The 21664-nt window shown below is 37.8% G+C and carries 19 protein-coding genes and 1 tRNA gene; 8 read left to right on the top strand and 12 right to left on the bottom strand.

Translation table 11 applies throughout. From position 1 onward, the window contains the following. Nucleotides 1-462: 462 nt before the first annotated feature. A tRNA-Arg gene (locus ACXIUD_RS06760) sits at nucleotides 463-539 on the bottom strand. Nucleotides 540-849: 310 nt separating this feature from the next. Here ACXIUD_RS06760 and ACXIUD_RS06755 point away from each other — a divergent pair. Then, complete coding sequence (locus ACXIUD_RS06755; RefSeq protein WP_458051863.1) at nucleotides 850-1602, top strand: porin family protein; 753 nt, start codon at nucleotides 850-852, stop codon at nucleotides 1600-1602. Nucleotides 1603-1699: 97 nt separating this feature from the next. Here ACXIUD_RS06755 and ACXIUD_RS06750 read toward each other — a convergent pair whose 3' ends face one another. Next, nucleotides 1700-2317, bottom strand: coding sequence for a PA-phosphatase (locus ACXIUD_RS06750; protein ID WP_458051862.1), 618 nt, complete (start codon nucleotides 2315-2317; stop codon nucleotides 1700-1702). A 1-nt stretch (nucleotide 2318) separates the two neighbouring features. Further along, nucleotides 2319-3776 (bottom strand): RNA polymerase factor sigma-54, encoded by a 1458-nt coding sequence (rpoN, locus tag ACXIUD_RS06745; protein WP_458051861.1) that lies wholly within the window; start codon nucleotides 3774-3776, stop codon nucleotides 2319-2321. A 177-nt stretch (nucleotides 3777-3953) separates the two neighbouring features. On the opposite strand from rpoN, the gene asnS reads away from it, so the two are divergent. After that, nucleotides 3954-5405, top strand: a complete 1452-nt coding sequence (gene asnS, locus ACXIUD_RS06740; protein WP_458051860.1) for an asparagine--tRNA ligase — start codon at nucleotides 3954-3956, stop codon at nucleotides 5403-5405. Nucleotides 5406-5607: 202 nt separating this feature from the next. On the opposite strand, the gene ACXIUD_RS06735 is transcribed toward asnS, so the two are convergent. The 7 genes from ACXIUD_RS06735 to ACXIUD_RS06705 are packed head-to-tail and all read right to left on the bottom strand — an operon-like array spanning nucleotide 5608 to nucleotide 11988. After that, nucleotides 5608-6801, bottom strand: coding sequence for an MFS transporter (locus ACXIUD_RS06735; RefSeq protein ID WP_458051859.1), 1194 nt, complete (start codon nucleotides 6799-6801; stop codon nucleotides 5608-5610). 48 nt (nucleotides 6802-6849) lie between these two features. Then, nucleotides 6850-8313: an NAD(P)H-hydrate dehydratase gene (locus ACXIUD_RS06730; protein ID WP_458051858.1), complete on the bottom strand. Its 1464-nt coding sequence runs from the start codon at nucleotides 8311-8313 to the stop codon at nucleotides 6850-6852. After that, complete coding sequence (locus tag ACXIUD_RS06725) at nucleotides 8306-9634, bottom strand: MFS transporter (RefSeq protein WP_458051857.1); 1329 nt, start codon at nucleotides 9632-9634, stop codon at nucleotides 8306-8308. Before ACXIUD_RS06725 ends, ACXIUD_RS06730 begins: the two co-directional genes overlap by 8 nt. Before the next feature lie 60 nt (nucleotides 9635-9694). After that, nucleotides 9695-10156: an ExbD/TolR family protein gene (locus ACXIUD_RS06720; protein WP_189580248.1), complete on the bottom strand. Its 462-nt coding sequence runs from the start codon at nucleotides 10154-10156 to the stop codon at nucleotides 9695-9697. A gap of 1 nt (nucleotide 10157) precedes the next feature. Beyond that, a complete protein-coding gene (locus ACXIUD_RS06715; RefSeq protein ID WP_458051856.1) occupies nucleotides 10158-10799 on the bottom strand; it encodes an ExbD/TolR family protein in 642 nt (213 codons plus the stop codon). After that, nucleotides 10799-11128 (bottom strand): hypothetical protein, encoded by a 330-nt coding sequence (locus tag ACXIUD_RS06710; protein WP_458051855.1) that lies wholly within the window; start codon nucleotides 11126-11128, stop codon nucleotides 10799-10801. Before ACXIUD_RS06710 ends, ACXIUD_RS06715 begins: the two co-directional genes overlap by 1 nt. 59 nt (nucleotides 11129-11187) lie before the next feature. Further along, the gene (locus tag ACXIUD_RS06705) at nucleotides 11188-11988 is read right to left on the bottom strand and encodes a MotA/TolQ/ExbB proton channel family protein (RefSeq protein WP_458051854.1); all 801 of its coding nucleotides are present in this window, start codon (nucleotides 11986-11988) and stop codon (nucleotides 11188-11190) included. Between the two features lie 1363 nt (nucleotides 11989-13351). On the opposite strand from ACXIUD_RS06705, the gene ACXIUD_RS06700 reads away from it, so the two are divergent. Beyond that, a complete protein-coding gene (locus ACXIUD_RS06700) occupies nucleotides 13352-13531 on the top strand; it encodes a nucleotidyl transferase AbiEii/AbiGii toxin family protein (RefSeq protein ID WP_458051853.1) in 180 nt (59 codons plus the stop codon). Nucleotides 13532-14242: 711 nt separating this feature from the next. On the opposite strand, the gene ACXIUD_RS06695 is transcribed toward ACXIUD_RS06700, so the two are convergent. Beyond that, complete coding sequence (locus ACXIUD_RS06695; protein WP_458051852.1) at nucleotides 14243-15616, bottom strand: hypothetical protein; 1374 nt, start codon at nucleotides 15614-15616, stop codon at nucleotides 14243-14245. After that, nucleotides 15603-16181, bottom strand: coding sequence for an RNA polymerase sigma factor (locus ACXIUD_RS06690; protein ID WP_458051851.1), 579 nt, complete (start codon nucleotides 16179-16181; stop codon nucleotides 15603-15605). Before ACXIUD_RS06690 ends, ACXIUD_RS06695 begins: the two co-directional genes overlap by 14 nt. Nucleotides 16182-16344: 163 nt before the next feature. Between ACXIUD_RS06690 and ACXIUD_RS06685 the strand changes: the two genes are divergently transcribed. The 5 genes from ACXIUD_RS06685 (at nucleotide 16345) to ACXIUD_RS06665 (ending at nucleotide 21662) form a co-directional block, all read left to right on the top strand. Beyond that, a complete protein-coding gene (locus ACXIUD_RS06685) occupies nucleotides 16345-16977 on the top strand; it encodes a hypothetical protein (protein ID WP_458051850.1) in 633 nt (210 codons plus the stop codon). An 80-nt stretch (nucleotides 16978-17057) separates the two neighbouring features. Further along, nucleotides 17058-17480: a hypothetical protein gene (locus ACXIUD_RS06680; RefSeq protein ID WP_458051849.1), complete on the top strand. Its 423-nt coding sequence runs from the start codon at nucleotides 17058-17060 to the stop codon at nucleotides 17478-17480. 36 nt (nucleotides 17481-17516) lie between these two features. After that, complete coding sequence (locus tag ACXIUD_RS06675) at nucleotides 17517-18131, top strand: hypothetical protein (protein WP_458051848.1); 615 nt, start codon at nucleotides 17517-17519, stop codon at nucleotides 18129-18131. Nucleotides 18132-18468: 337 nt separating this feature from the next. Further along, the gene (locus ACXIUD_RS06670; protein ID WP_458051847.1) at nucleotides 18469-19200 is read left to right on the top strand and encodes a hypothetical protein; all 732 of its coding nucleotides are present in this window, start codon (nucleotides 18469-18471) and stop codon (nucleotides 19198-19200) included. A 95-nt stretch (nucleotides 19201-19295) separates the two neighbouring features. Further along, on the top strand, nucleotides 19296-21662 hold the full coding sequence (locus tag ACXIUD_RS06665; protein ID WP_458051846.1) for a TonB-dependent receptor: 2367 nt from the start codon (nucleotides 19296-19298) through the stop codon (nucleotides 21660-21662). The last annotated feature ends 2 nt before the right edge of the window (nucleotides 21663-21664 follow it).

Raw genomic sequence — 21664 nt, 5'->3', positions numbered from 1 at the left:
TGAGCCAGGATCAAACTCTCCATTGTAAAGTTTTTTCCGACTTATATTCCTATAGTCATTTTATTCCTATAAGATCTCAGGTTCTTGCTGTTTAATTTCTAATCTTTTTCGTCCAATACTTCAAAGAACTTCCCTATCTCTCTAGATAGCTCGTAAGCAGTCTTTACCGCTCATCTCTCTACTCCTATTCTACCGTAAATCTTTTGCTGTTTTCCCGAACAGGATTGCAAAGGTAAGAAGAATATTCGACTAGTCAAGAGCTATGAGTAAAATTTTATCAACTTTAGTTCAATACCCTGAAAATCTGTGATTTTATTTTTGAGACGTTTTTTTTGGAACGTCTTTACCAACTCTCTATGTCAAAATAAATACTTTCATAGTATTTTAAAAGAGTTGTCACCTTCATTCAACTTTGTAATCAATATTCAGTAAGAAGAAAAAACCCTGACATTTCAGGGTTTTTGGTGACCTCGTCAGGATTCAAACCTGAAACCTCCTGAGCCGTAATCAGGTGCTCTATTCAGTTGAGCTACGAGGCCAATTGGGACTGCAAAAGTAATGATGGTTTTTATATTTCCAAAAATAATTTCACATGATTTTTTTTCGCATTAAATAGAATGAAAGCTACACTTAAGAATAATTAAGATAAAAGAAATCGAAGTAACGAGATGTTTTTCTAATTTAGGCCCCGAATTAGAATATAACTTTCATTTTATCAGAATTGTCAGGATTATTCATTTCACCAAACAATATTGATTTTCGCATAACCAACGTTTACTCAAGGACTGCTTCAATTGTTCTTTCAACATCAGTAAGACACTTGACGATATTAAAAACCAATTAAAACCAATGAAAAAATTACTCTTATTAATACTTTCAATAGGAACCATTTTTACTGCTTACGCACAAGAAGAAGAAATCAAAGAAAGAGCTAGAACCCCCATTGGAGGAAGACCTGACATCAAAGGTGATCTGTTTGTAGAGGTTGGATTAAATGTACTCAATAACCGCCCCTCTGATTTGAATACCCGTATCATGCGTTCACGTACATTCAATGCATATTATCAATTACCTTTCAATGTCTTTGGAGAAGGTTCCGGTTTTACATTCAATCCAGGTCTTGGTGTTGGTGTTGATAAATTGAACTTTACCAACGGGAGAAACTTATTCAATAATCCTGAAATTGGACCAAATTCCAGCAGATTAATCGCTGTAAGCTCCATATATGGGGAGGATATTACTTTACAAAGCAATAATCTAACGGTGACATATTTCGATGTTCCTCTAGAGCTACGCTACCATTTCAATAAGCGCAATTATAATAAGAGTTTCAAAATAGCCATTGGTGCCAAGGTAGGTTATGCATTAAAAGCTCAAACCAAAATCCGATTCACAGATGCAGATGATCTCACACGTCAGGTGAAAGACAGGCAGCCTTTTGGAATTAACCCATTTAGGTATGGAGTTTATACGCGCATAGGTTCCGGTGGATTCAATGCTTGGGCACATTATGCTTTGAGTCCGTTGTTCGAAACAGATCGTGGACCTTTTAGAACAGAGGCTACACAATTTAACTTTGGTATATCGGTAGCATTATTCTAAGCGGCATATTATTTCAGATAAATAATCATTCCTTACAATCAGTCCAATGAAAAGCCTCTAATAATAGGTCGATCGTTGGACTGATTTTTTTCCCCTATCAAATCAAATAGTACAACGGAAAGAAATTGATCACAAACCCCAAGGCAAACCCTGCTGTAATTTGAGCGGGGGTATGGGCATTGAGATACAACCTACTTGTCGCTACCAGTCCATTGAGTAAGACTGCTCCGATAAGGTAGTTGACCAAACCTAATTGAGGTGCTTTAACAGCAAAGGCAGCAACAACTCCCATCAAACCTGCTATGGCAACCATGTGGGCACTGATTTTCCAGAAATAGGTGATTGTCGTCAGCAACACCAAGGCTATTGTGATGATCGAAAGTAAAAATACTAAGGGAGGAGCTGCCTGCAGCTTTAAATGAAAAAAGTAAGTAGCCATCATGTACAGGACGGATACCGATACAAATGGAAAGAAGCGATCTTCCTTTTCAGGCAATTGAAAAGACGGAATAAGATTAGACCAGCGCATGGCTAATAAAATCAATAAAGGGATTAGAAAAGTGGTAGCAGCTACCGCTAGTATCATCTGATTAAAATCATACACTGGCAGTTTTAGCCAATAAGAAGCCTTCGTAGCTACAAACAGAATGATCAAGGTCGGAATGACCAAGGGTTGCAGTACATAGGAAATAAAAATTGCTCCTTTTTTTGCCAACTTATAACTCCTTCCTTAATCTTGCTACAGGAATTTGCAATTGCTCTCGATACTTGGCAACTGTCCTGCGGGCAATATTATAGCCTTTATCGTTCAATAGTTTTACAAGTTTATCATCCGAAAGCGGCTTGCGCTTGTCTTCTTGATCCACCATTTCTTGCAACACACTTTTCACCTCTTTGTTTGAAACATCCTCACCTGAGTCTGTAGCAATCCCTTCTGAGAAGAAATACTTAAGCGGGTAAATCCCAAATTCTGTTTGGATGGATTTACTATTGGCTACTCTGGAAACTGTAGAAATATCCATTTCGATTTTCTCCGCAATATCTTTAAGAATCATCGGCTTCAGTTTGGTCTCATCTCCCTCCAAGAAAAATTCTGTCTGATAATCCAAAATCGCCTGCATAGTCCTTAGGAGGGTTTGCTGTCGTTGTTTAATAGCATCGATAAACCATCTAGCTGAATCCAGTTTTTGCTTGACAAAACTTACAGTTTCCTTTAGTTTTTTATCCTTCTTGTCGCTTTTGTCATACGCATCAAACATTTCGGAATACGATCGACTTACGCGTAACTCAGGCGCATTGCGTGAGTTCAAGGAAATTTCCAATTTACCGTCAATATTGGTCAGAATAAAGTCCGGAATGATATATTGTGTTTTGACAAGTCCATCGGAAATCCCTCCTGGCTTTGGGTTCAATCGGGTGATCATTCCAACAGCGTCTTTTAGCAACTCATCATCTATATCCAGCCTTTTCTGAATTTTATCATAATGCTTTTTGGTAAACTCATCAAAATTATCTGCTACAATTTTAATGGCTGTTTGCACAACGATATCTTCCGGATGCTCTTTTCTTTCCAGTTGAATCAGCAAACATTCTTGTAGGTTTCGAGCAGCAATTCCCGCAGGATCAAAAGATTGAATTTTCCTTAAAATCTCCTCGACTTCATCAATATCAGACTCAATATTTTGCCCAAAAGCCAAGTCATTGATGATGGCTTCTAAGTCTCTTCTGATATATCCATCATTTTCTATGCTACCGATAAGCTGCAAACCAATAAGCCTCTCACGCTCATTTAACTTGAGAAAACCCAATTGAGTCACCAACTGCTCTTGCAAGGATACACCACTAGAAAGTGGGATGTCCCGATCTTCTTCATCAGGAGAATAATTACCATCGCCCTGCATTTTATACCCCCCATAGTCATCGCTTAAGTAATCGTCTAGATTGATATCTTTATCTTGCTCCCCTTCATATGATTCCTCAAAATTATCTCCGAAATCATCGTCCTCAGCCTTTGAATCTTCTTCCCTGCCTTCTTCCAAAGCCGGATTGATTTCCAACTCCTCCTCTACTCGAGCTTCCAATTCAGCAGTAGGCACCTGCAACAATTTGATAAATTGAATCTGCTGCGGAGAGAGCTTTTGGGAAAGTATCTGACTTAAATGTAATTTCTGCATAGTTGTTAACCGAAGAATTAAACGCGAGTGTAAATAGAACTTGTCACTTGCGAGAATTCAAATTTAGGAAATAAGAAGTATTTTTTGATAAAAAGCGTATTATATCGTTTTTTTGCATTCCTTACGCAAGCATGTGCATTCGTAAGCATTCAATTTAAGCTTTTAAAAACCAATAATATGGCGTTCAACAAACGAGTGAAAATACAGGAACTCTTGACTCAAGATTATGTAGGTAAGGAGATTGTTCTGATGGGTTGGGTACGGACCAAACGAAGCAATAAGAATGTTTCCTTCATTGCGCTCAACGATGGTTCTACAATCAAAAACTATCAAGTGGTAGCTGATCCTAATCAAATCGACGAAGAACTGTTGAAAAAAGCTACTACTGGCGCATGCTTGAAAATCACCGGCAGCGTAGTAGCTTCCCAAGGCGCCGGACAGTCCACTGAATTGGTAGCGACACAGATTGAAGTGTTGGGCGAAGCAGACGCAGAAAAATATCCTTTACAACCCAAGAAACACTCTTTAGAGTTTCTTAGAGAAATCGCCCACCTGAGGATGCGCACCAACACCTTTGGTGCAGTCTTCCGTGTGCGTCATGCATTGGCATTTGCAGTTCACAAATACTTTAACGACAAAGGCTTCTTCTATATCCATACCCCTATCATCACCGCATCTGATGCGGAAGGAGCTGGTGAGACATTTAAAGTAACTACCTTGGATTTGAAAAACCCTCCCTTAAATGAGGATGGGTCTATCAATTATAAAGAAGACTTCTTCGAGCGAGAAACCAATCTAACCGTATCCGGACAGCTGGAAGGGGAATTAGCAGCAATGGGATTAGGTGAAATTTATACTTTTGGTCCTACTTTCCGTGCAGAAAACTCCAATACTGCCCGTCACTTGGCAGAATTTTGGATGATAGAGCCGGAAATGGCTTTTTATGATGCGGAAGACAACCAAAATTTAGCAGAAGACTTCTTAAAATATGTCATCAACTACGCTTTGGAAAACTGTCAAGATGATTTAGAGTTCTTGGACAAAAGAGCAGCTGAAGAAGAAGCATCCAAAAAAGCAGATCAACGATCCGAAATGGGGCTATTGGAAAGGCTACAATTTGTGGTGACTAACGAATTTCAGAGACTGACCTACACGGAAGCTATAGATATCCTAAGAAATTCCAACCATAATAAAAAGAAGAAATTCCAGTATCTAGTGGAAGATTGGGGTGTGGACTTGCAGTCCGAGCATGAGCGCTATTTGGTTGAGAAGCATTTCAAAAAACCCGTAATCTTAACGGACTATCCAAAAGAAATCAAGGCATTCTACATGCGTCAAAACGATGATGGAAAAACCGTAGCGGCCATGGATATCCTCTTCCCAGGCATCGGTGAAATCGTCGGTGGTTCTCAGCGGGAGGAGCGCTTGGAAAAATTGACTCAGCGCATGGAAGAGATGCATATTCCCACAGAAGAAATGTGGTGGTACTTGGATACCCGTAGATTTGGGGCCACACCTCATGCAGGCTTTGGGTTAGGTTTTGAGCGCTTAGTTCTTTTTGTCACAGGCATGGGTAATATCCGTGACGTCATTGCCTTCCCGAGAACTCCTGGACATGCGGAGTTTTAAGCATCACTAGAATCAAACGTAAAACATCCCCCAAATTTGGAAGGTTTGGGGGATTATTTAACTCAAGTGAATCATAAAAATCAATCTTAAGAAGAATAATGTCAAGCGATTTATAATAAACTAGCTAAAAAGCAAAAAAAGGCAGTATTAGAAAGTAATCCGTTTACTTGATGAAATACATCCATTTTTTCTCGATCAAAAATCAGGCTTCATCCACTACCTTAATCCTACGAATCAAAGGCAGGCAAAGCAAACTTAGTACAATAGCGATATACCCCACTTTTTCAAAATTCAGCAACTCTCCATTAACCCCTTCAGCTAAGATCAGTCCTGCCAAGAAGGAAGCTGCACCAGCAGCCAATTGCTGCACTGCTGAATTGAAGCTTAGAAAACTACCACGATTCTCAGGACGTGCAGTACCGGTAATAAGTGCAGCTGCGGGCACCATACGCCCATTGCTAGTAATAAAAAAGAATGTTGAAACCAACAATACATAAGGAATCGGTGTAACTCCCAAATGAGTAATGATTGCAATTGGAATGACATTTAAGGACATAAAAACAGTAAATACTTCTACCTTGCCGTATCGATCCGTCAATTTACCAACCCATGGAGAAGTGAAAATAGTCAATAACCCGCCAAAAATATAAATATAGGTCAGTTCCATATCCGTAAATCCAACATTAGCCACCATGTAGGGACTTAGAAATGGTATGATGGTAAATTGTCCCAACATCATCATGATAGTCAAGGTAATTGCCCGCATTTGATTCGCATTACCTGTCACCCGTTGTACTACCTGAAGCGGACTTGGTTTGGCCTTTCCCGTATGCAGGTGTTCGGTGATACTGGGGATAAATCGATAAATTAAAACCAAAATCAGTAGTGATAGGCCAGCTAAAAAGAAAAATGGAGCATGCCAATTGGTCAAACTAGCAATAAATAATCCAAAGGGTACGCCAAAAACAGAGGCTACCGAAAATGCTGCCATTACCAATCCCATAGCGCGTCCCCTACGTTCATCGGGCACTACATCTCCAATAATCGCTAAAATCAAAGCGGAGGTCAAGCCACCAAATAACCCTGAGACAATCCGAGAAAGTAATAAAATCGGATAATTAGGAGATAATGCACAGGCAATTGTCCCTAATAGAAAGCCGACAAATACCCATAGCAGAATTTTTCTACGATCGTATTTATCCAAAAAGAAAGCGCCAAGAAAACTACTTAATCCAGCACTAAATGTATACGATGATACTAATAAACCAAAAGCACTGGGGCTAATATCAAAAATTCGCATTAATTGAGGCCCCAATGGCATCAAGATCATAAAATCTACGATGTGCGTAAAGTTGATTGCTGCAAGCGTCCAAAGAATCGCTTTTTCCTGTTTCATAAATAAATTGACTGCTTGAACAACTCTACCTTGCCTACAAAAGTTCTATTAATCAATTCCCAATTCAATAAAGGTCTGCGGAATACTTCGAACAATATCTGAAGCTATCAATCCCCGATTTTTGGATTTGGCTGCAATATCACCGGCCAAACCATGATGAAAAACTCCCGCCAAAGCAGCTTGAATGGGTGCATATCCTTGGCCCAAAAAAGAGGTAATCATACCCGTCAATACATCTCCGGAACCAGCAGTGGCCATGTATTTATTACCTGATGTATTAAAATATTGATTGCCTTCCGGTGTTGAAATGCAGGTATACGCACCTTTGAGCACGACAATTATCTGATACGTCGTAGCCAACTCCAAAGCTTTTTTCAACCGCTCTAAATGGTTAAGGCAAGGACCTACCAATCGCTCAAACTCTTTCAAATGAGGGGTAAGAATGGAATATGCCGGGATTTGATTTAATAACTTGGGATATTTTGCCATTAGGTTAATAGCATCTGCATCCAAGACCATTGGGAAGGCATATTTTTGAAAAAGTTGGGAAAGTTCTTCTGGATACAAGGTGGTTCCCCAACCTGGTCCAACTCCAATCGTGTCCAAATCCTCTAATAACTCTGTACTATACATAATCTCTGGAAATGCCACCTGACAGGTCAGACGCTCATCTGCTGGAATATTCGCATAAACTAAGCCAGAACCTGTTCTCAAGGCTGCCTGAGAGGCCAACAATATGGCTCCAACTTTTCCCTTGCTGCCCCCAATCAGCATCACTTTACCCATATCACCTTTATGGATAAAATCATTTTTTTTGATGTGCATAGCAGGAATATCAGCTTTGTCGAGTAAGTAATATGAACCCTCCAACTGATTTTGAAAATCCGAGGAAATTCCAATATCAGCTACATACAATTTCCCTACAAAAGCTGCATGTTCGGGGAAAAGTAAAGAAAGCTTGGGAAATTGGAAGGTGACTGTATAATCTGCATAAACCGCCGTACCTTCCAGTATATCATCTGCTGGTAATCCGGAAGGAATGTCTACGGCTACTTTTATTCCAGTACTCTCATTGATTTTTTGTGCGATTTCTTGCATTTTCCCCTCCAAGGGATGGTTAAGACCCACCCCCAATAATGCATCAATCAACACTGCATGGGTAGGAATTTCCCAATCAAAAACATCAGATGGAATTGGAATGAGCGATTCAGGCAAGCGATAAATATTTTCCTGATTATCTGATGATGAATCTTTTACCGGAGCAGTAGTAATCAAGGTTACGGTACAACTTAATATGTGCAATAACCTCGCAATCGCCACTCCATCCCCCCCATTATTACCTTTCCCAGCGAAAATAAATACAGGTTTATTTTTTAAAACAGGTTGTTCCATGAACCAATCCACAAATGCACAAGCCGCTTCTTCCATCAATTCAAATGAAGTCATGCCTTTTGCTTGAATAAATCGTTGATCCAAGTCTTTAATTTGGGAGCCTGCTAAAATCTTACGCATGCGGAGGTAGGTTAGGATTAATAGTGGTCTGCTTAGGAATACGAATGGTCAGGAGAAAACCTAAACCTACCAAGAAAAATAACCCTAGAGCCAAGGAAGAGTTTCGCATACTTCCAGAAATTTGTTCAATCACCCCATAAGAAAAGGTGCCAAAAACAATTGCCAATTTTTCGGTGACATCAAAAAAGCTAAAATAGGATGCATGCAAGGTTGTAGATTCTGGTATCAATTTACTGTAAGTAGCTCGGGAAAGGGACTGAATCCCTCCCATTACCGAACCAACCACAAAGGCCAAAGCATAAAACTGATATTCCGTTTCCACATAATAAGCACCTCCACAGACTAATATCCAAATCATGACCATGGTAATCAAAGAAAACTTATTTCCATAAAACTTGGATAGGTAGGCGAAGAAATAACTACCACCTATCGCAACAATCTGAATAATCAAGATGGTTAAGATCAGTTTATCTCCTGCCATTCCCAATTCTTTATCCCCAAAGGAAGCTGCCAAAAAGATGACTGTTTGCACCCCCATACTGTAGAAAAAAAACGCTGAAAGAAATCTCTTAGTAATAATAGTAGCACGAATCGCTTGAAAAATCACACGAATTTCATTATATCCTCTCCAAAACAATTCTTTTGGAACTTTTTTCTTATAAGGATTATCAGGAAGGTATTTGAAAGTAATTTGTGAAAATCCAGCCCACCAAAGTCCAGTAATTAAGAAAGACCATTTGGAGGCTTGAGCCGCATTTGATAAACCAAACAATTCTGGCATTTGGATCATTACAAGATTCAGGATTAGCAAAATGACAGAACCAATGTATCCTAGGGAAAAACCCTTGGCACTGAGAAAGTCATATTCATCAGCATCGGCAATCTCAGGCAAATATGCGTTATAAAACACCAAACTCCCTGCATGACCTATACTTGCTATCACCGCACAAAAAATACCATATTCCAAGTTGGGACCATTAAAAAAGAATAAGCCCATACAAGCCAAAGATCCCATATAGGCAAAAAACTTCATGAAGAATAATTTCTTCCCACTTGCATCAGCTATACCAGACAGCAATGGGGAAATGAAAGCTATTACCAAGAATGAAAAAGAAATGGAATAGGAGTACAAAACAGTATTCTCCACTGAAAGTCCAAAGAACTTAACTGTATAATCCCCCGTTTCTGTTGTGGTGACAGAATTAAAATATACAGGAAATATCGTAGAAGTGATCACCAAACTGTAAACAGAGTTTGCCCAATCATACATAGACCAAGCAAAGTGAATTTTCTTCTTTTCTTTAGATTTAACTACTGCCATGAGTATAAATTAAAAAAGCTACTCCCTAAGGAGTAGCTTTACTAACTGTAAGAAGTTTGATTAATTTTCAATTCTACCAGTGGACGCATACAAGAGCTTTCTTGCATCGGCCTCACGCAATTCGAACTGAATATCAGAAATAGGCCCCATCTTCACTTCCTTATCAACTTTCATTGATACGGTGATTTGGTCTCTTTCTGCTTCCGATAATTTATCTTTTTCTTGGTTGACCCACAAAAGGATATCTTTTGTTCCGATCAATACATCATTTGCTTGTATCCTTGGTTCTGTACCATACAACGCAGTATTTTTTGGTTTACCAACATAGAGATAGGAGATTAACGTCTTTTTCTCTAATTTCTGTAACTGCGTCATCTGAGGAAGCTTTTGCTCAACCAAGATATCTGATTCTCTCAATACTGTTGTCACCATGAAGAAGAACAACAACATGAAGATAATATCTGGTAATGCAGAGGTAGGAATACTTTGCGATGTGTTGGTTTTTTTCTTAAACTTTGACATATCAATTTCCTCCTATTTTATCTGGTTCAGCAATAGAAATCGCCATAGGGATACCTTCCTTACCACGATCCAATAATTCTTTCTCAGCAGGTGTTTTACCAGTTAAGGTTCTATACTGCTCAGCAGTTAAACCCACTCGTTCACCATAGATTTCGAAGTAAGCTTTCTTCACTTGATCAAATACATCCAAATACACTTCGTAACTTGTACCCCTATTCGTCTTGATAGAAACTACAGCTCCACCTGACATTGGATGATCTGAAGAAGAAGATTCTCTTTTTGCTCTATTTCTCAATGATTGAGGCAAGCTATTGAACAATGCTAACGCTTCTTCATCAGGATTACCGAAGTTGAGAAGGAAATCCTTCACATCCTCTGAGAGACCAGCTGTATTTTCTCTGTATTCCCCTTCAACCAGTAATTGGTCGTTGGCATTTACAAGAATATTGAAGATGTTTCTCTCATTCAATTTAATTTCCGGTGGTGGTACGTTTGGATCTTGCTTTGGAGGCAAGATGTTTAGGATACCTTTATCGGAAGCAATTGTAGTAGTAACCAAGAAGAAGATAAGCAATAGGAATGCGATGTCAGCCATAGAGCCGGCATTCACTTCCTGTGACATTCTACCTTTTTTCCTAGCCATTATTTTATTGCTTTGTTAATTTCAGTAATTACAATACCTACAAGAGCAATGATAAACAAAGCATATGTAGTCAATAATGTACCTCCTACGAATTTAGACATTCCAGGAGTTAAATTGAACGGGTCAGCCGCATATTTTGCAGCTACCTCATCTCCAGACATTGAGTAAGCAATGAAGAATATTATTACTATTGCGATTACTCCAACACCTGTTTTAAGAAGACTACCAGGGTTATCTAGGGATTTGATCAGTGGAAGCACCACTGCAAATATTACCCCAGCAATAACCAAGATGTCTGCGATATATAAGAAGATATCTATACTATCCATAGTTGATTTTTTTTATAAAGTTAACAATAATTTTAGTTGAGCCAAATGCTAACTATAAATTATTTAGTTAATTTATGTCTCACAAGGATATCTACCAAAGAGATGGAAGCATCTTCCATGTCATTTACTAGAGAATCGATCTTAGCCACACAATAATTGTAGAACAACTGAAGGATAATCGCAACGATCAAACCTGCAACAGTTGTCAAAAGGGCGATTTTAATACCACCCGCTACTAGGGAAGGAGAGATATCACCGGCAGCTTCAATCGCATCGAAGGCACTAATCATACCGATTACTGTACCCATGAAACCCAACATTGGAGCTAGGGAGATGAATAGGGAGATCCAAACCAATCCTTTTTCCAAACGACCCATTTCTACGGAACCGTAAGCAATAATTGATTTTTCTACCATTTCAATACCTTCTGAGTATCTCATCAGACCTTGGGTAAAGATAGAGGCAACAGGACCTTTCGTGTTTTTAGTAACATCCTTCGCTGCTTCAACACCACCTTGTTCCAAAGCTTCTTCTACTTTAGCCAACAATTTTTTAGTGTTTGTAGTAGAAAGATTTAGCGTGATGATTCTTTCCAATGCAATGGCTAGACCTAGGATCAAACAGATCAATACCGGAGACATGAATGCTGGATCACCTTCGATAAACTTTTCTTTGATGATTTGGTGGAAGCCTTTTTCCTCTTCAAGGATTTCGTCGTCTACCACAGCAGGAGCTGCTGGTGTAGCTTCTTCCACGACTTCAGTAGTTTCTTCTGCAGCTTCTTCTGCATCTTGAGCTTTAGTAATTACCGGAGAGAATAAGAATCCGGCAAGCATGAACAAAGCGATGAACTTTTTCATAATGATGAATTTAAATAGGATTTAAATAAAGGTTAAACGGTTTCTAACTTAATTGTTGAGATTTTAAAGTTATGATTTTTTCGATTCAAAATGCAAAGGAAATATTTATAATTTTTTTTGAGCCGATGAAAAAACATTCCTGTTTCTTAAGATTCGCAAACTAAACATTGTCTATTTCAATCGTTTGAGCATTTACATAAGTGGGAATTGTTTTGTGTCAAAGGGCTTGAAATTCTATGAAACCAAAAAGCAAAATTATTGGCTTTAGGTCTTTGTGACAGTTTTTTTTATCGCTTGTATATCTTTTTCCAAAGCTTCTATCCTTTCTCCGAGCTTAGTTGTTTCTGAAGCATCTCTCAGAATTGATATTCCAAGATTTACCAATCGATCTTCTAAAATCTCCCAATTAGGCTTTATTTTTTTTTGATACTTTTGGTAGAGCCTAAGATTCCAATACAGTGAAATAAATAAGGCAATTGTTAAGGTGAGGATGATAATGGTTGAGAGTGTCATTTAATCTACAGTTCTTCAAGTTTTAAATAATTGCTTCATGATTTGTGTGTGGCAAACAAAGTCCTCATTTAGGTGACTATTTTTTGCTAAAATACACGCTACAATGATAGTAGAAAAGATTTCCTTGAAATCAAAAATACACATGCAACTATTGATAATTCAACAGTTACTGCATTAAGATAAACCACTCATTATAGGTATGCAGATAAAAAGAGTACGCAATTAAATTACCATATCAATCAAGCTCCTATGTATTATATACTAATTTAAAGCTACTGTATTGACCGCTATAACTCCACTAAAGGAATAATGTAAACTTCATGTAGATAGGCAAATCATGATATTGTTGGCAATTAATTTAGTTGAAAAAAAGCGTTGCCAATAACCCTTTTTTGATCATACTGGATTGATTAAAATCCTTTTGTAAATTAAAAAGACCTACTGTTTAAGCATTAAAGTATATTAAGGTTTTGGATTTTTTTTTATCCGCAATATCATCCCAATCGAGAAAATAACTTGTTAAGGGAAAATAGGATGTAAACTTCCTGTTTTCCAAAATATACAGAACACCTCACTCATATTGAAGATTGTTTTTTGTGCTTTTTAAGCGAAATTTTTGGTGAAAAACATAGTTATCACCACCTAAAAAAATAATTAGTTGAAGTATTATTAGTAAATTCAATACACTGATTTTACTCTGAAGCAGTGAACATTAAGTTTTGAAAGAGGAAAAAGCCTTTATTCCGGCCTTAATTCATTCAGATAAATTTAAGATAAACCCAAACCCCATTTGTAATGCCTAGATACCATAATTATCATCGATACTCTTTTTCAATCTTTACTCAAAAGTATGCAAGCAAGAGATTTTTACGACATCTGGTTTTTGTTGGAAGTCCATGAAATGAATGCCGATTTATATTTAGCAGAATTTGAAGCCAAATGCAAAAGCAAAAAAAAAATTACACCAATTTTCCGAAAAAATTGGAGGAGCGATTGCCACAATACAAAGGGAGGTGGAGAAGCTCGATGAACGAACAAATAAAAATTCTGCCCGATTTTGACCAAGTGGAAAGAGAAGCGCAACGACACCTCAAAAAATTAAAGTTTTAGCAATGAACCATTACAAAAAAAAGAGCAAATAAACGAACGTTGTAGAAACATAACCTTCACAAAGGAAATAGAGCATTTTGAATCGAATTGATAACAGAACTCTTAAAAAAACTTTTTCGCTACTGATTTCGCTACTGAATTAAAATAAAAAATTCTAACTAACACTTTTCAGGCAATTAGTATTTTCATTTGCAGAGAGGAAGGGAAATGAACATTGACCTCTACCCTCTTATTATCAATACTTTACAAATTTCATCAGTCTGAATATCACCGAATCACTCACCTAATAAAACACACTGTTTTTTTTAGATAGTTAAAATTAAATAGAATTTGAATTATTTCAAACCATAACTCAAAAATCTATTTTCGATTTTAACTCACCAAAAACAGATAGCCTACTGCCAAGCAAACGGTGAATAAAAACAAGAATAGGTTGAAAAATACTACCCTTCGACAAAAATATCTATTTAGGGTGGAGATTTTTCAAACTGCCGAAGGGTATTCTTGTTTTGACTTTAGGGTTGTTTGTGGGTAGTTTGCTTAACTTTGCGATATGTTTGATGGGGCCTAAAACAGATCCCTATTTAAATTATTAAGGTGTCATAGTACTATTTCTTTAAACTAATTCCTGCTACTTTCCAAAGAAATAATTCAACCCAATCCCTATTTCCATACCATGAACTCTATTCTGTAAAAGTCCTGTACCAGATGTAGGAAGCCAATAATGTGACCGTAGATACATGCCCATCCGCTGAGAGAGCAAATAGTTAGTACCTATTCCAATCTTGAGATGACTTATTCCAAATTGATTTTTTTTAAGAGTTTCGAACTGATCATCAATACCTAAACGTTCCTCAAATTCATATTGAAAATCCTGTTTGCGAAGCAAATTACCAACCACTGCAATACTACTTTCAAAACTAAATCCACTGTAGTATAGACTTCTCCAACGCAACTCAAGAGGGAAAAACCATTGATGATTAGTAACATAAATTTCATCTATAATAGAAATATCAGAAGGCCTGCCAGGCAATTGAGCCAAAGTAGCTTGGGGGAAATTAGGAATATCATCATCATCAATTTCTCCCTTCATAGAATTTCTAATTGCTCCTGCATAGATGCCCCAACCACTCACCCATTCCAACCCCAATTGAATGCTTTGGGTGCTTGATACATAATAGTCAATATTTCTACTCACGGGTACCAGTAAAGACAAACCCGCCTCTAAATTAAAAAAAGGCTTATGCTTGGACTTATCATAGCTATTGATAAGATTACTGGTATCTCCTATCACCAATTCTTTTTCCAGCTTCATGACAAAGTTTTCTTCGGGAGCAACAGAGGGAGCCGCAAGGATAGTTGAAGACCTTACATTTGGGTAACCACTTTGAATAAGAGCAGTCGAATCGCTGGAAACTATACTCGAAGAACTTACCTGTTCACCACCAACCTGATAAACTTTCACATCCCTACTTACTTCTTCATTGGTTAAGGGCTTCTGATTGGAAACTGTTGGTATTCTTGCAGCTAGATTTGAATCATTATTTTTTTCAGCACTGTAAGTAGAATCTTTTTGAGTAGACTCTCTGGTTTCTTGAACCTGAATTTTTGCTACTGTATTATTTGAGTTATCCCTAGCTTCTTCCTGCTGTACTATTTTGCGAGATTCTTGGCTAACAACAACGGTCTTGTATATATATAAGGTATCGATGATGTAAACAGTATCACGTAGAACTACTGTGTCTATTTTGTTTTCACTCAAAAGGATAGAATCATTGGAATAGTTAGAATCACTCTGCTTTTTAGTGGGAAATAAAAACCAGGCTAGCAAAAAGAGCAATGTGCTGTAAGCATAAGGCATAAACCAACGTCTCCACCATGGAATAGTTGGCACTGCTACATCAAGCATCGGTGTAAAAGCAGCCCAGGCATCTTCTTTATACGGTGTATGGACCTCCTCAAGCTTTTGCTTGATTTTTTTTTCAAAGTTGTTATCTCTGTCCATGTTGATTCGTGTTTTTCGGTGATAATCCAGCCAGAGCCTGCTGTAGCTTTGCTCGGGCCTTTGCGTAATTTGATTTAGATGTTCCTTCAGAAATGCCTAATTTTTCTGCAATTTCCTTGTGTGTATATTCTTCTACTGCGTACAAAGAGAACACTATCCGGTAAGCTGGAGGCAGCTGCTGGACCAAGCGCAGTAATTCTTCAGCACTTAACTCATCAATTACATTAGTTTGATAAGCATCTGTAAATTCTCTCCCATCAATATCCTGAAAACGCTGTTCATAAGCTTTAACTTTTCTGAAATGGTCAATTGCAGTATTGACCATGACTCTACGCACCCATCCTCCAAAACTCAATTCAGGATTATAGGTGTGCAATTGTTGAAAAACCTTCAGCATTCCTTCATTGACCAAAGACTTGGCTTCTTCCAAATTAGATGCATAGCGGCGACTCACATTCATCGCCAATGAATAGCAGGTAGAAAAAAGTTTCTGTTGCGCTTTCCTATCATGGGAAAGGCACTGTCGGATGACTTCTTGAAGTTCAGAGGAATTTGGAAGATTCATTGCGACAGTATGACGAAGTGAGTATTGAACATGGTTGCCTTGAATGACTATTTTTTTTTAAGAGACTTAATAAAAAAAAAATACTTTTTTTTCATTTTCACAGGCAACCATTTTCAAAGTTGAGAGCGTAATCCTTTCGAATTTAACAAAAACGTTCACAACGATGAAAAAATTACTGCTATCATTTGCCTTCATATTTCCAGTTACATTCCAATGTTTCGCACAGGACAAACAAGAAACCCTCTTCAATTCTACCGTTGGTATTTCAAATATTGGCCTTATGATCGAGCCTGGATTCCAAGTTACTCAACTTGCGGGAGAAACTGCTGGATTCTTTCAATTTAGAGGAGGAATTGTTCTGAATGATAAATTAACATTCGGTGGGTTTTATGGGCAATTATTGAATGACGTAAGGCCTGCCTCTTTTGGTACAACCTTACCTCCTAGAGCACATCTAGATTCTTGGAATGCCGGTGGTTTTGTGGAATACACCCTATACTCCAACAAATTAGTGCATTTTTCTTTTCCTTTAGCTGTTGGAATAAAAGAAGTAGAAATTGACAATGAAGGCCGTGGATTTGACTTTGACGAAACCAAGACACTATTTTTCGAACCACGTGCATTACTTGAGATTAACCTACACCGATTTGCCCGCTTAAACGCTGGTATTGGCTACAGAATCATGGGCAATACTCTAGAAAATGCAGTAGGCGTACCAGGTGCAGGAAATGCGTTTACATTTCAAGTAGGACTAAAAATGGGTGTATTCTCCTTTAGGGATTTGAAAACCAAGTAAATAAAACCAAACTATTCAGCTAATCTGTAAAGAAAAGCTTTGTCCAATCCTTTAAAAAATCAAACTAAACCAACTTACCCATGAAAAAACTAACAATTATTTACTTACTCATTGTTCTGTTGCCAGCATGTTCACTCTTGGATGAGTCTAATTCACAAAATGAGACAACTGTAAGTTCAGCCAATGAACTCAGTGAGCTGTTTACCAATTCGTCTTCTGTTCGCATTATCAGTTTTATCGAAGATGGAAGAGATAAAACCAATCAATTCTCTCCCTACAGATTCTCTTTCAATACCGATGGAAGCGTAGTAGCCACACTAGACGGTATCACTATCAATGGCACATACCGTGTATTTAGGGATGATGGAAGACTGGAACTTGAGATGAATTTCCCTTCCAGCTCTCCTTTGTCAGAACTGGATGATGACTGGTATTTTATTTCCAGAAATTCCAACACACTAACCTTTGAAGATAGCGGCGACCGAATCGAATTTGAATTCTAACTGAAACCAACTTAAAATTTATAAAAAATACATCTTATGAAAACATCCCAATTATTTGCTGCACTAATTGTAGGAATCTTGTTCAGCATACAGCCTTTGATGGCTCAGACAAAAGAAACTCCACAAACGCTGTTTGAAAACAGTGGACCAATCAACAAAGAAGATCTAAGTTTTATCCTTGTACCAATGATTGGATTCACTCAGATGGATGGCAGCAATGCGAGCATTTTCAACCTTAGAGGAGGTATCAGCATCAAAGAAAACGTTTCCTTCGGTGCTTATTTCAATACTTCTCTCAATCAAATACGACCACAAAGTGAAACCGTGACCAGTATTTATATGGACTATTGGACTGTAGGTGGATTTACAGAATATACCTGGAAACCTAGCAAATTGGTGCATATGACATTTCCTATTTTTGTAGGATATGGAGAAGTTCAGATGGATAATGAGGCAGGTGATGCAGGCTTAGGGGAAGCTAATTTCTTCCAAATCGAACCAACGGCCCTTTTGGAAATCAACCTTCACAAACATGTTCGATTCAACGTAGGTGCAGGCTACCGAATTGTAAGCAATATGGAATACCGAAACTTCAATCAATCGGATATTTCCGGATTGGTCGGTCAGGTAGGATTGAAATTTAAGTTTTAAGAGAAGTAACGTTCCTTAAAAATTCCTTTAAAGGAAATTAGAAATCTCATAGAACCCCATGCCTTCTCTTAGCTAAAAAAATCAAAGTGAATAGTTCAATTTGGGGCTGTGTTTAAATAATTTTAAGAACACAGTCCAATAATAAATCTCCATGACTAAAACGTTTTTAAAACTGTAGATAGATTTTAAAACTTCTTTTTGCGAAAAGAAAGGGATACTAAATTTTAAATATCAAGGCCAATTTTTTTTTGAAAACTCTTGCAATTTTAAGCTAAAGACAGTTAAGCAATATGCCATCGATAGATTAAATAGAAAATATTCTTAAATTTTAGGCTAAATGAAAAACACACTTATAATCATCTTTATTGTTTTTGGCGCCTACGAGTCATTTGCGCAAAATAATAATGAGTGGAAGTTTCAAGTTGGCTTTAATAAATTCATTTTAACTAACAAAAACGAAATCACAACTTTGTCGCCAACTGATTTCACAACAATCGTTGACGTAACTTACGAATCCTCTAGTATAACACTTGGAACCAATTACGGAATTCAGAGGGCATTTAATGTTTCAAAAAATAAGCAATGGAGAATCATCACCGGTCTACAATACCAAGACTTTTCATATATGGTTAATGCATTCTCTGAAACTGCCGACAGTAGATTTTTATATGTCTTTTCAAATAAAGTAAGTCAATGGGATATTCCCCTATTGGCTTCATTCATTAAATCAAGAGGGAAATTTAGCTTTGGGGGAGATGCTGGGATTTTTCAAACGGTCTTTGTTAGTTCCAACTATAAATCAAGTATAGATCAGTTACCTATCAGAAATCCTGAAATACTTGGTGAATCTCAGGTTGAGTCTAAAGGATTTGTTAATCATCCTTTGGATAAAGTGAGCTTATATATGGCTCCATTTGCTAGAATAGACCTCACGAATTGGTTAATTTATGAGATTCAACCCTTTATAAGATATCAAAATGGAGGAGCAGCTTTTGGCATCCATAATTCCCGCAATAATCCAGCCTTTGGTCAGTGGGGACTGAATACTGGGCTAGTTATAAAATTTTGAAAACGTTAATTTTCTTTAAAGGGAAAATAGCATGAAAGTCTTCCCTTTTTTAAATGAATAATTGGCAGTACATTTAGTTATTAGTTTAATACTATATGAAAAACATACTAATTGGACTTGCCTTTACACTGGTTTCAGGTGTAGCTTTTGGGCAGAAAATAACCATCAGTGGAACAGTCAAAGATGCCAGTAATGGAGAAACACTGATCGGTGTCAATGTTTTTGATAAAACCAACCAAAAAGGGGCTGTCACCAATAACTTTGGTTTTTTTAGCTATACGCCTACCGATCGAAAAATTGATTTAATTTTCAGTTATGTTGGGTACGAGCCATTTCAGCTTTCCACCACCTTGGAGCGAGATACCTTGATAGTGGTAGAACTCCAGCAGTATGGATTTCTCAAAGAAGTAGTGATTGAAGGTGAACGCTCTGACCCTATACAGGAGAGTACGGCAATGGGTTCAATCAATGTGCCTCTGCGAGAGATAAAAAATCTTCCAGCCCTTTTGGGAGAAGTAGATATTTTTAAAGTAATTCAATTGCTGCCTGGTGTTCAGTCAGGCTCAGAAGGTGCTTCTGGTCTTTATGTGAGAGGTGGGAGCCCAGATCAAAATTTGATTTTATTGGATGGTGTACCTGTATATAATGCTAGTCACTTATTTGGTTTTTTTTCTATCTTCAATGATGGGGCTATCAATAACGTGGAATTGACAAAGGGAGGATTTCCTGCACGCTATGGAGGAAGGCTTTCTTCTGTAGTAGATATTACCATGAAAGAAGGAAATATGAAGGAAATCAAAGGAGAAGGAAGTATTGGGCTAATTGCTACCAAGCTTACTTTAGAAGGCCCAATAGCTAAAGATAAAACTTCATTTTTGATCTCTGGGCGAAGGACGTATTTAGATTTAATTGCCAGGCCCATTATTCGTTCAAGTACGGATGGCCAAGATGATGTAGGGTACTTCTTTTACGATTTTAATGCTAAGGTTAACCACATTTTCAACAAACGTAACCGATTATATCTAAGCTATTATGGCGGAAACGATGTTGCATATAGTAATTATCAATATTCATGGAATTCACAAGGGGGGACGATTACCGATAAGGATAAGTCTGGTTTAGGTTGGGGAAATAATATTGCAGCTGTTCGCTGGAACCATATTTTCAATGAAAGGCTCTTTGCCAACTTCACAGGTACATTTACCCGATATGAATTTAGTCTTTTTGCAGATTATGAGTCAGTGTTTACTCCCATCCCAGCTGGAAGACCGACAACGGACATTTTTACAGCTCGATACTCATCGGGTATAAGAGATTTTGCCATCAAAGCTGATTTTGATTTTATCCCTAATCCTGACCACTATATTCGATGGGGGGCAATGCTTATAGACCATAGGTTTACTCCAGGTGTGTTTGTTTCAAGAGAAAACCAACGACCTGAAATCAGAGAAGGGACAGCTCCTTCGGATAGCAAAGAAATGTCTGTCTATGTTGAAGACGATTTTAGTATAGGAGATCGTTGGAAATTTAATACAGGTCTACACTTTTCTAGTTTTTTAGCATCAAGTCAAACGTATACTTCCTTACAGCCTAGGGTATCCATGCGATATCTTTTGGATGCAACATCATCTTTGAAGGCTTCTTATGCACAAATGGCTCAATTTGTTCACTTATTGACCAATGCAGGTCTCGGACTTCCAACCGATTTGTGGGTTCCAGCCACTGACCAATTTGGCCCGCAAGAAAGCTGGCAGGTGGCCGCAGGATATTTCAAAAAACTAGGATATGGCTTGGAGTTCAGTGCTGAGGCGTATTACAAGGCAATGGATGGTGTGATCGAGTATGAGGATGGGGCATCTTTTTTAAATACAACAACCAACTGGGAAAGTAAAGTAACTTCTGGAGAAGGTCGCAGTTATGGCTTGGAGCTGTTTTTACAAAAAAAGACTGGAAAAACTACCGGTTGGATAGGATATACGCTATCCAAAACGGAGAGACGATTTGATGATTTGAATAGTGGGGAGTGGTTTCCTTTTCGCTATGATCGCAGACACGATATAAGTATCACGGCAGTTCATCAGTTGACAGATAGAATTGACATTTCAGGAACTTGGGTTTTTGGTAGTGGTAATTTCATAACAGTCCCAACTCAGCGCTACCAAGATGCCTTATCTGTCATCAATGAGAATAATCAACGTTTTGGAGGGATGAGTGTGGAATTTTTTGAATCTCGAAATAACTTTCAAATGAGAGATTATCACCGGATGGATGTGGCCATAAATTTTCATAAGGATAAACGCTGGGGAACAAGAACGTGGAATATATCCATTTATAATGTATACAGTCGATTGAACCCCTTCTATATGGACATTGGCTACAATTGGGAGTTGCAGCGGAACCAGTTGCGTCAGTTTAGTTTGTTTCCAATTGTTCCTTCATTTGCTTACCGTTTTACCTTTTAAGT

The sequence above is a fragment of the Mongoliitalea sp. genome (genome assembly GCF_054166905.1).
The sequence above is the reverse complement of the archived record's forward strand: the minus strand, read 5'-3'. Positions and strand labels throughout refer to the sequence as shown.

Coding starts and splice junctions, on each gene's coding strand:
- ACXIUD_RS06725 (WP_458051857.1), bottom strand. CDS start 9,634: ATGGCAGTAGTTAAATCTAAAGAAAAGAAGAAAATTCACTTTGCTTGG.
- rpoN (WP_458051861.1), bottom strand. CDS start 3,776: ATGCAGAAATTACATTTAAGTCAGATACTTTCCCAAAAGCTCTCTCCG.
- ACXIUD_RS06705 (WP_458051854.1), bottom strand. CDS start 11,988: ATGAAAAAGTTCATCGCTTTGTTCATGCTTGCCGGATTCTTATTCTCT.
- ACXIUD_RS06735 (WP_458051859.1), bottom strand. CDS start 6,801: ATGAAACAGGAAAAAGCGATTCTTTGGACGCTTGCAGCAATCAACTTT.
- ACXIUD_RS06665 (WP_458051846.1), top strand. CDS start 19,296: ATGAAAAACATACTAATTGGACTTGCCTTTACACTGGTTTCAGGTGTA.
- asnS (WP_458051860.1), top strand. CDS start 3,954: ATGGCGTTCAACAAACGAGTGAAAATACAGGAACTCTTGACTCAAGAT.
- ACXIUD_RS06675 (WP_458051848.1), top strand. CDS start 17,517: ATGAAAACATCCCAATTATTTGCTGCACTAATTGTAGGAATCTTGTTC.
- ACXIUD_RS06710 (WP_458051855.1), bottom strand. CDS start 11,128: ATGGATAGTATAGATATCTTCTTATATATCGCAGACATCTTGGTTATT.
- ACXIUD_RS06685 (WP_458051850.1), top strand. CDS start 16,345: ATGAAAAAATTACTGCTATCATTTGCCTTCATATTTCCAGTTACATTC.
- ACXIUD_RS06720 (WP_189580248.1), bottom strand. CDS start 10,156: ATGTCAAAGTTTAAGAAAAAAACCAACACATCGCAAAGTATTCCTACC.
- ACXIUD_RS06755 (WP_458051863.1), top strand. CDS start 850: ATGAAAAAATTACTCTTATTAATACTTTCAATAGGAACCATTTTTACT.
- ACXIUD_RS06690 (WP_458051851.1), bottom strand. CDS start 16,181: ATGAATCTTCCAAATTCCTCTGAACTTCAAGAAGTCATCCGACAGTGC.
- ACXIUD_RS06680 (WP_458051849.1), top strand. CDS start 17,058: ATGAAAAAACTAACAATTATTTACTTACTCATTGTTCTGTTGCCAGCA.
- ACXIUD_RS06695 (WP_458051852.1), bottom strand. CDS start 15,616: ATGGACAGAGATAACAACTTTGAAAAAAAAATCAAGCAAAAGCTTGAG.
- ACXIUD_RS06670 (WP_458051847.1), top strand. CDS start 18,469: ATGAAAAACACACTTATAATCATCTTTATTGTTTTTGGCGCCTACGAG.
- ACXIUD_RS06700 (WP_458051853.1), top strand. CDS start 13,352: ATGCAAGCAAGAGATTTTTACGACATCTGGTTTTTGTTGGAAGTCCAT.
- ACXIUD_RS06730 (WP_458051858.1), bottom strand. CDS start 8,313: ATGCGTAAGATTTTAGCAGGCTCCCAAATTAAAGACTTGGATCAACGA.
- ACXIUD_RS06715 (WP_458051856.1), bottom strand. CDS start 10,799: ATGGCTAGGAAAAAAGGTAGAATGTCACAGGAAGTGAATGCCGGCTCT.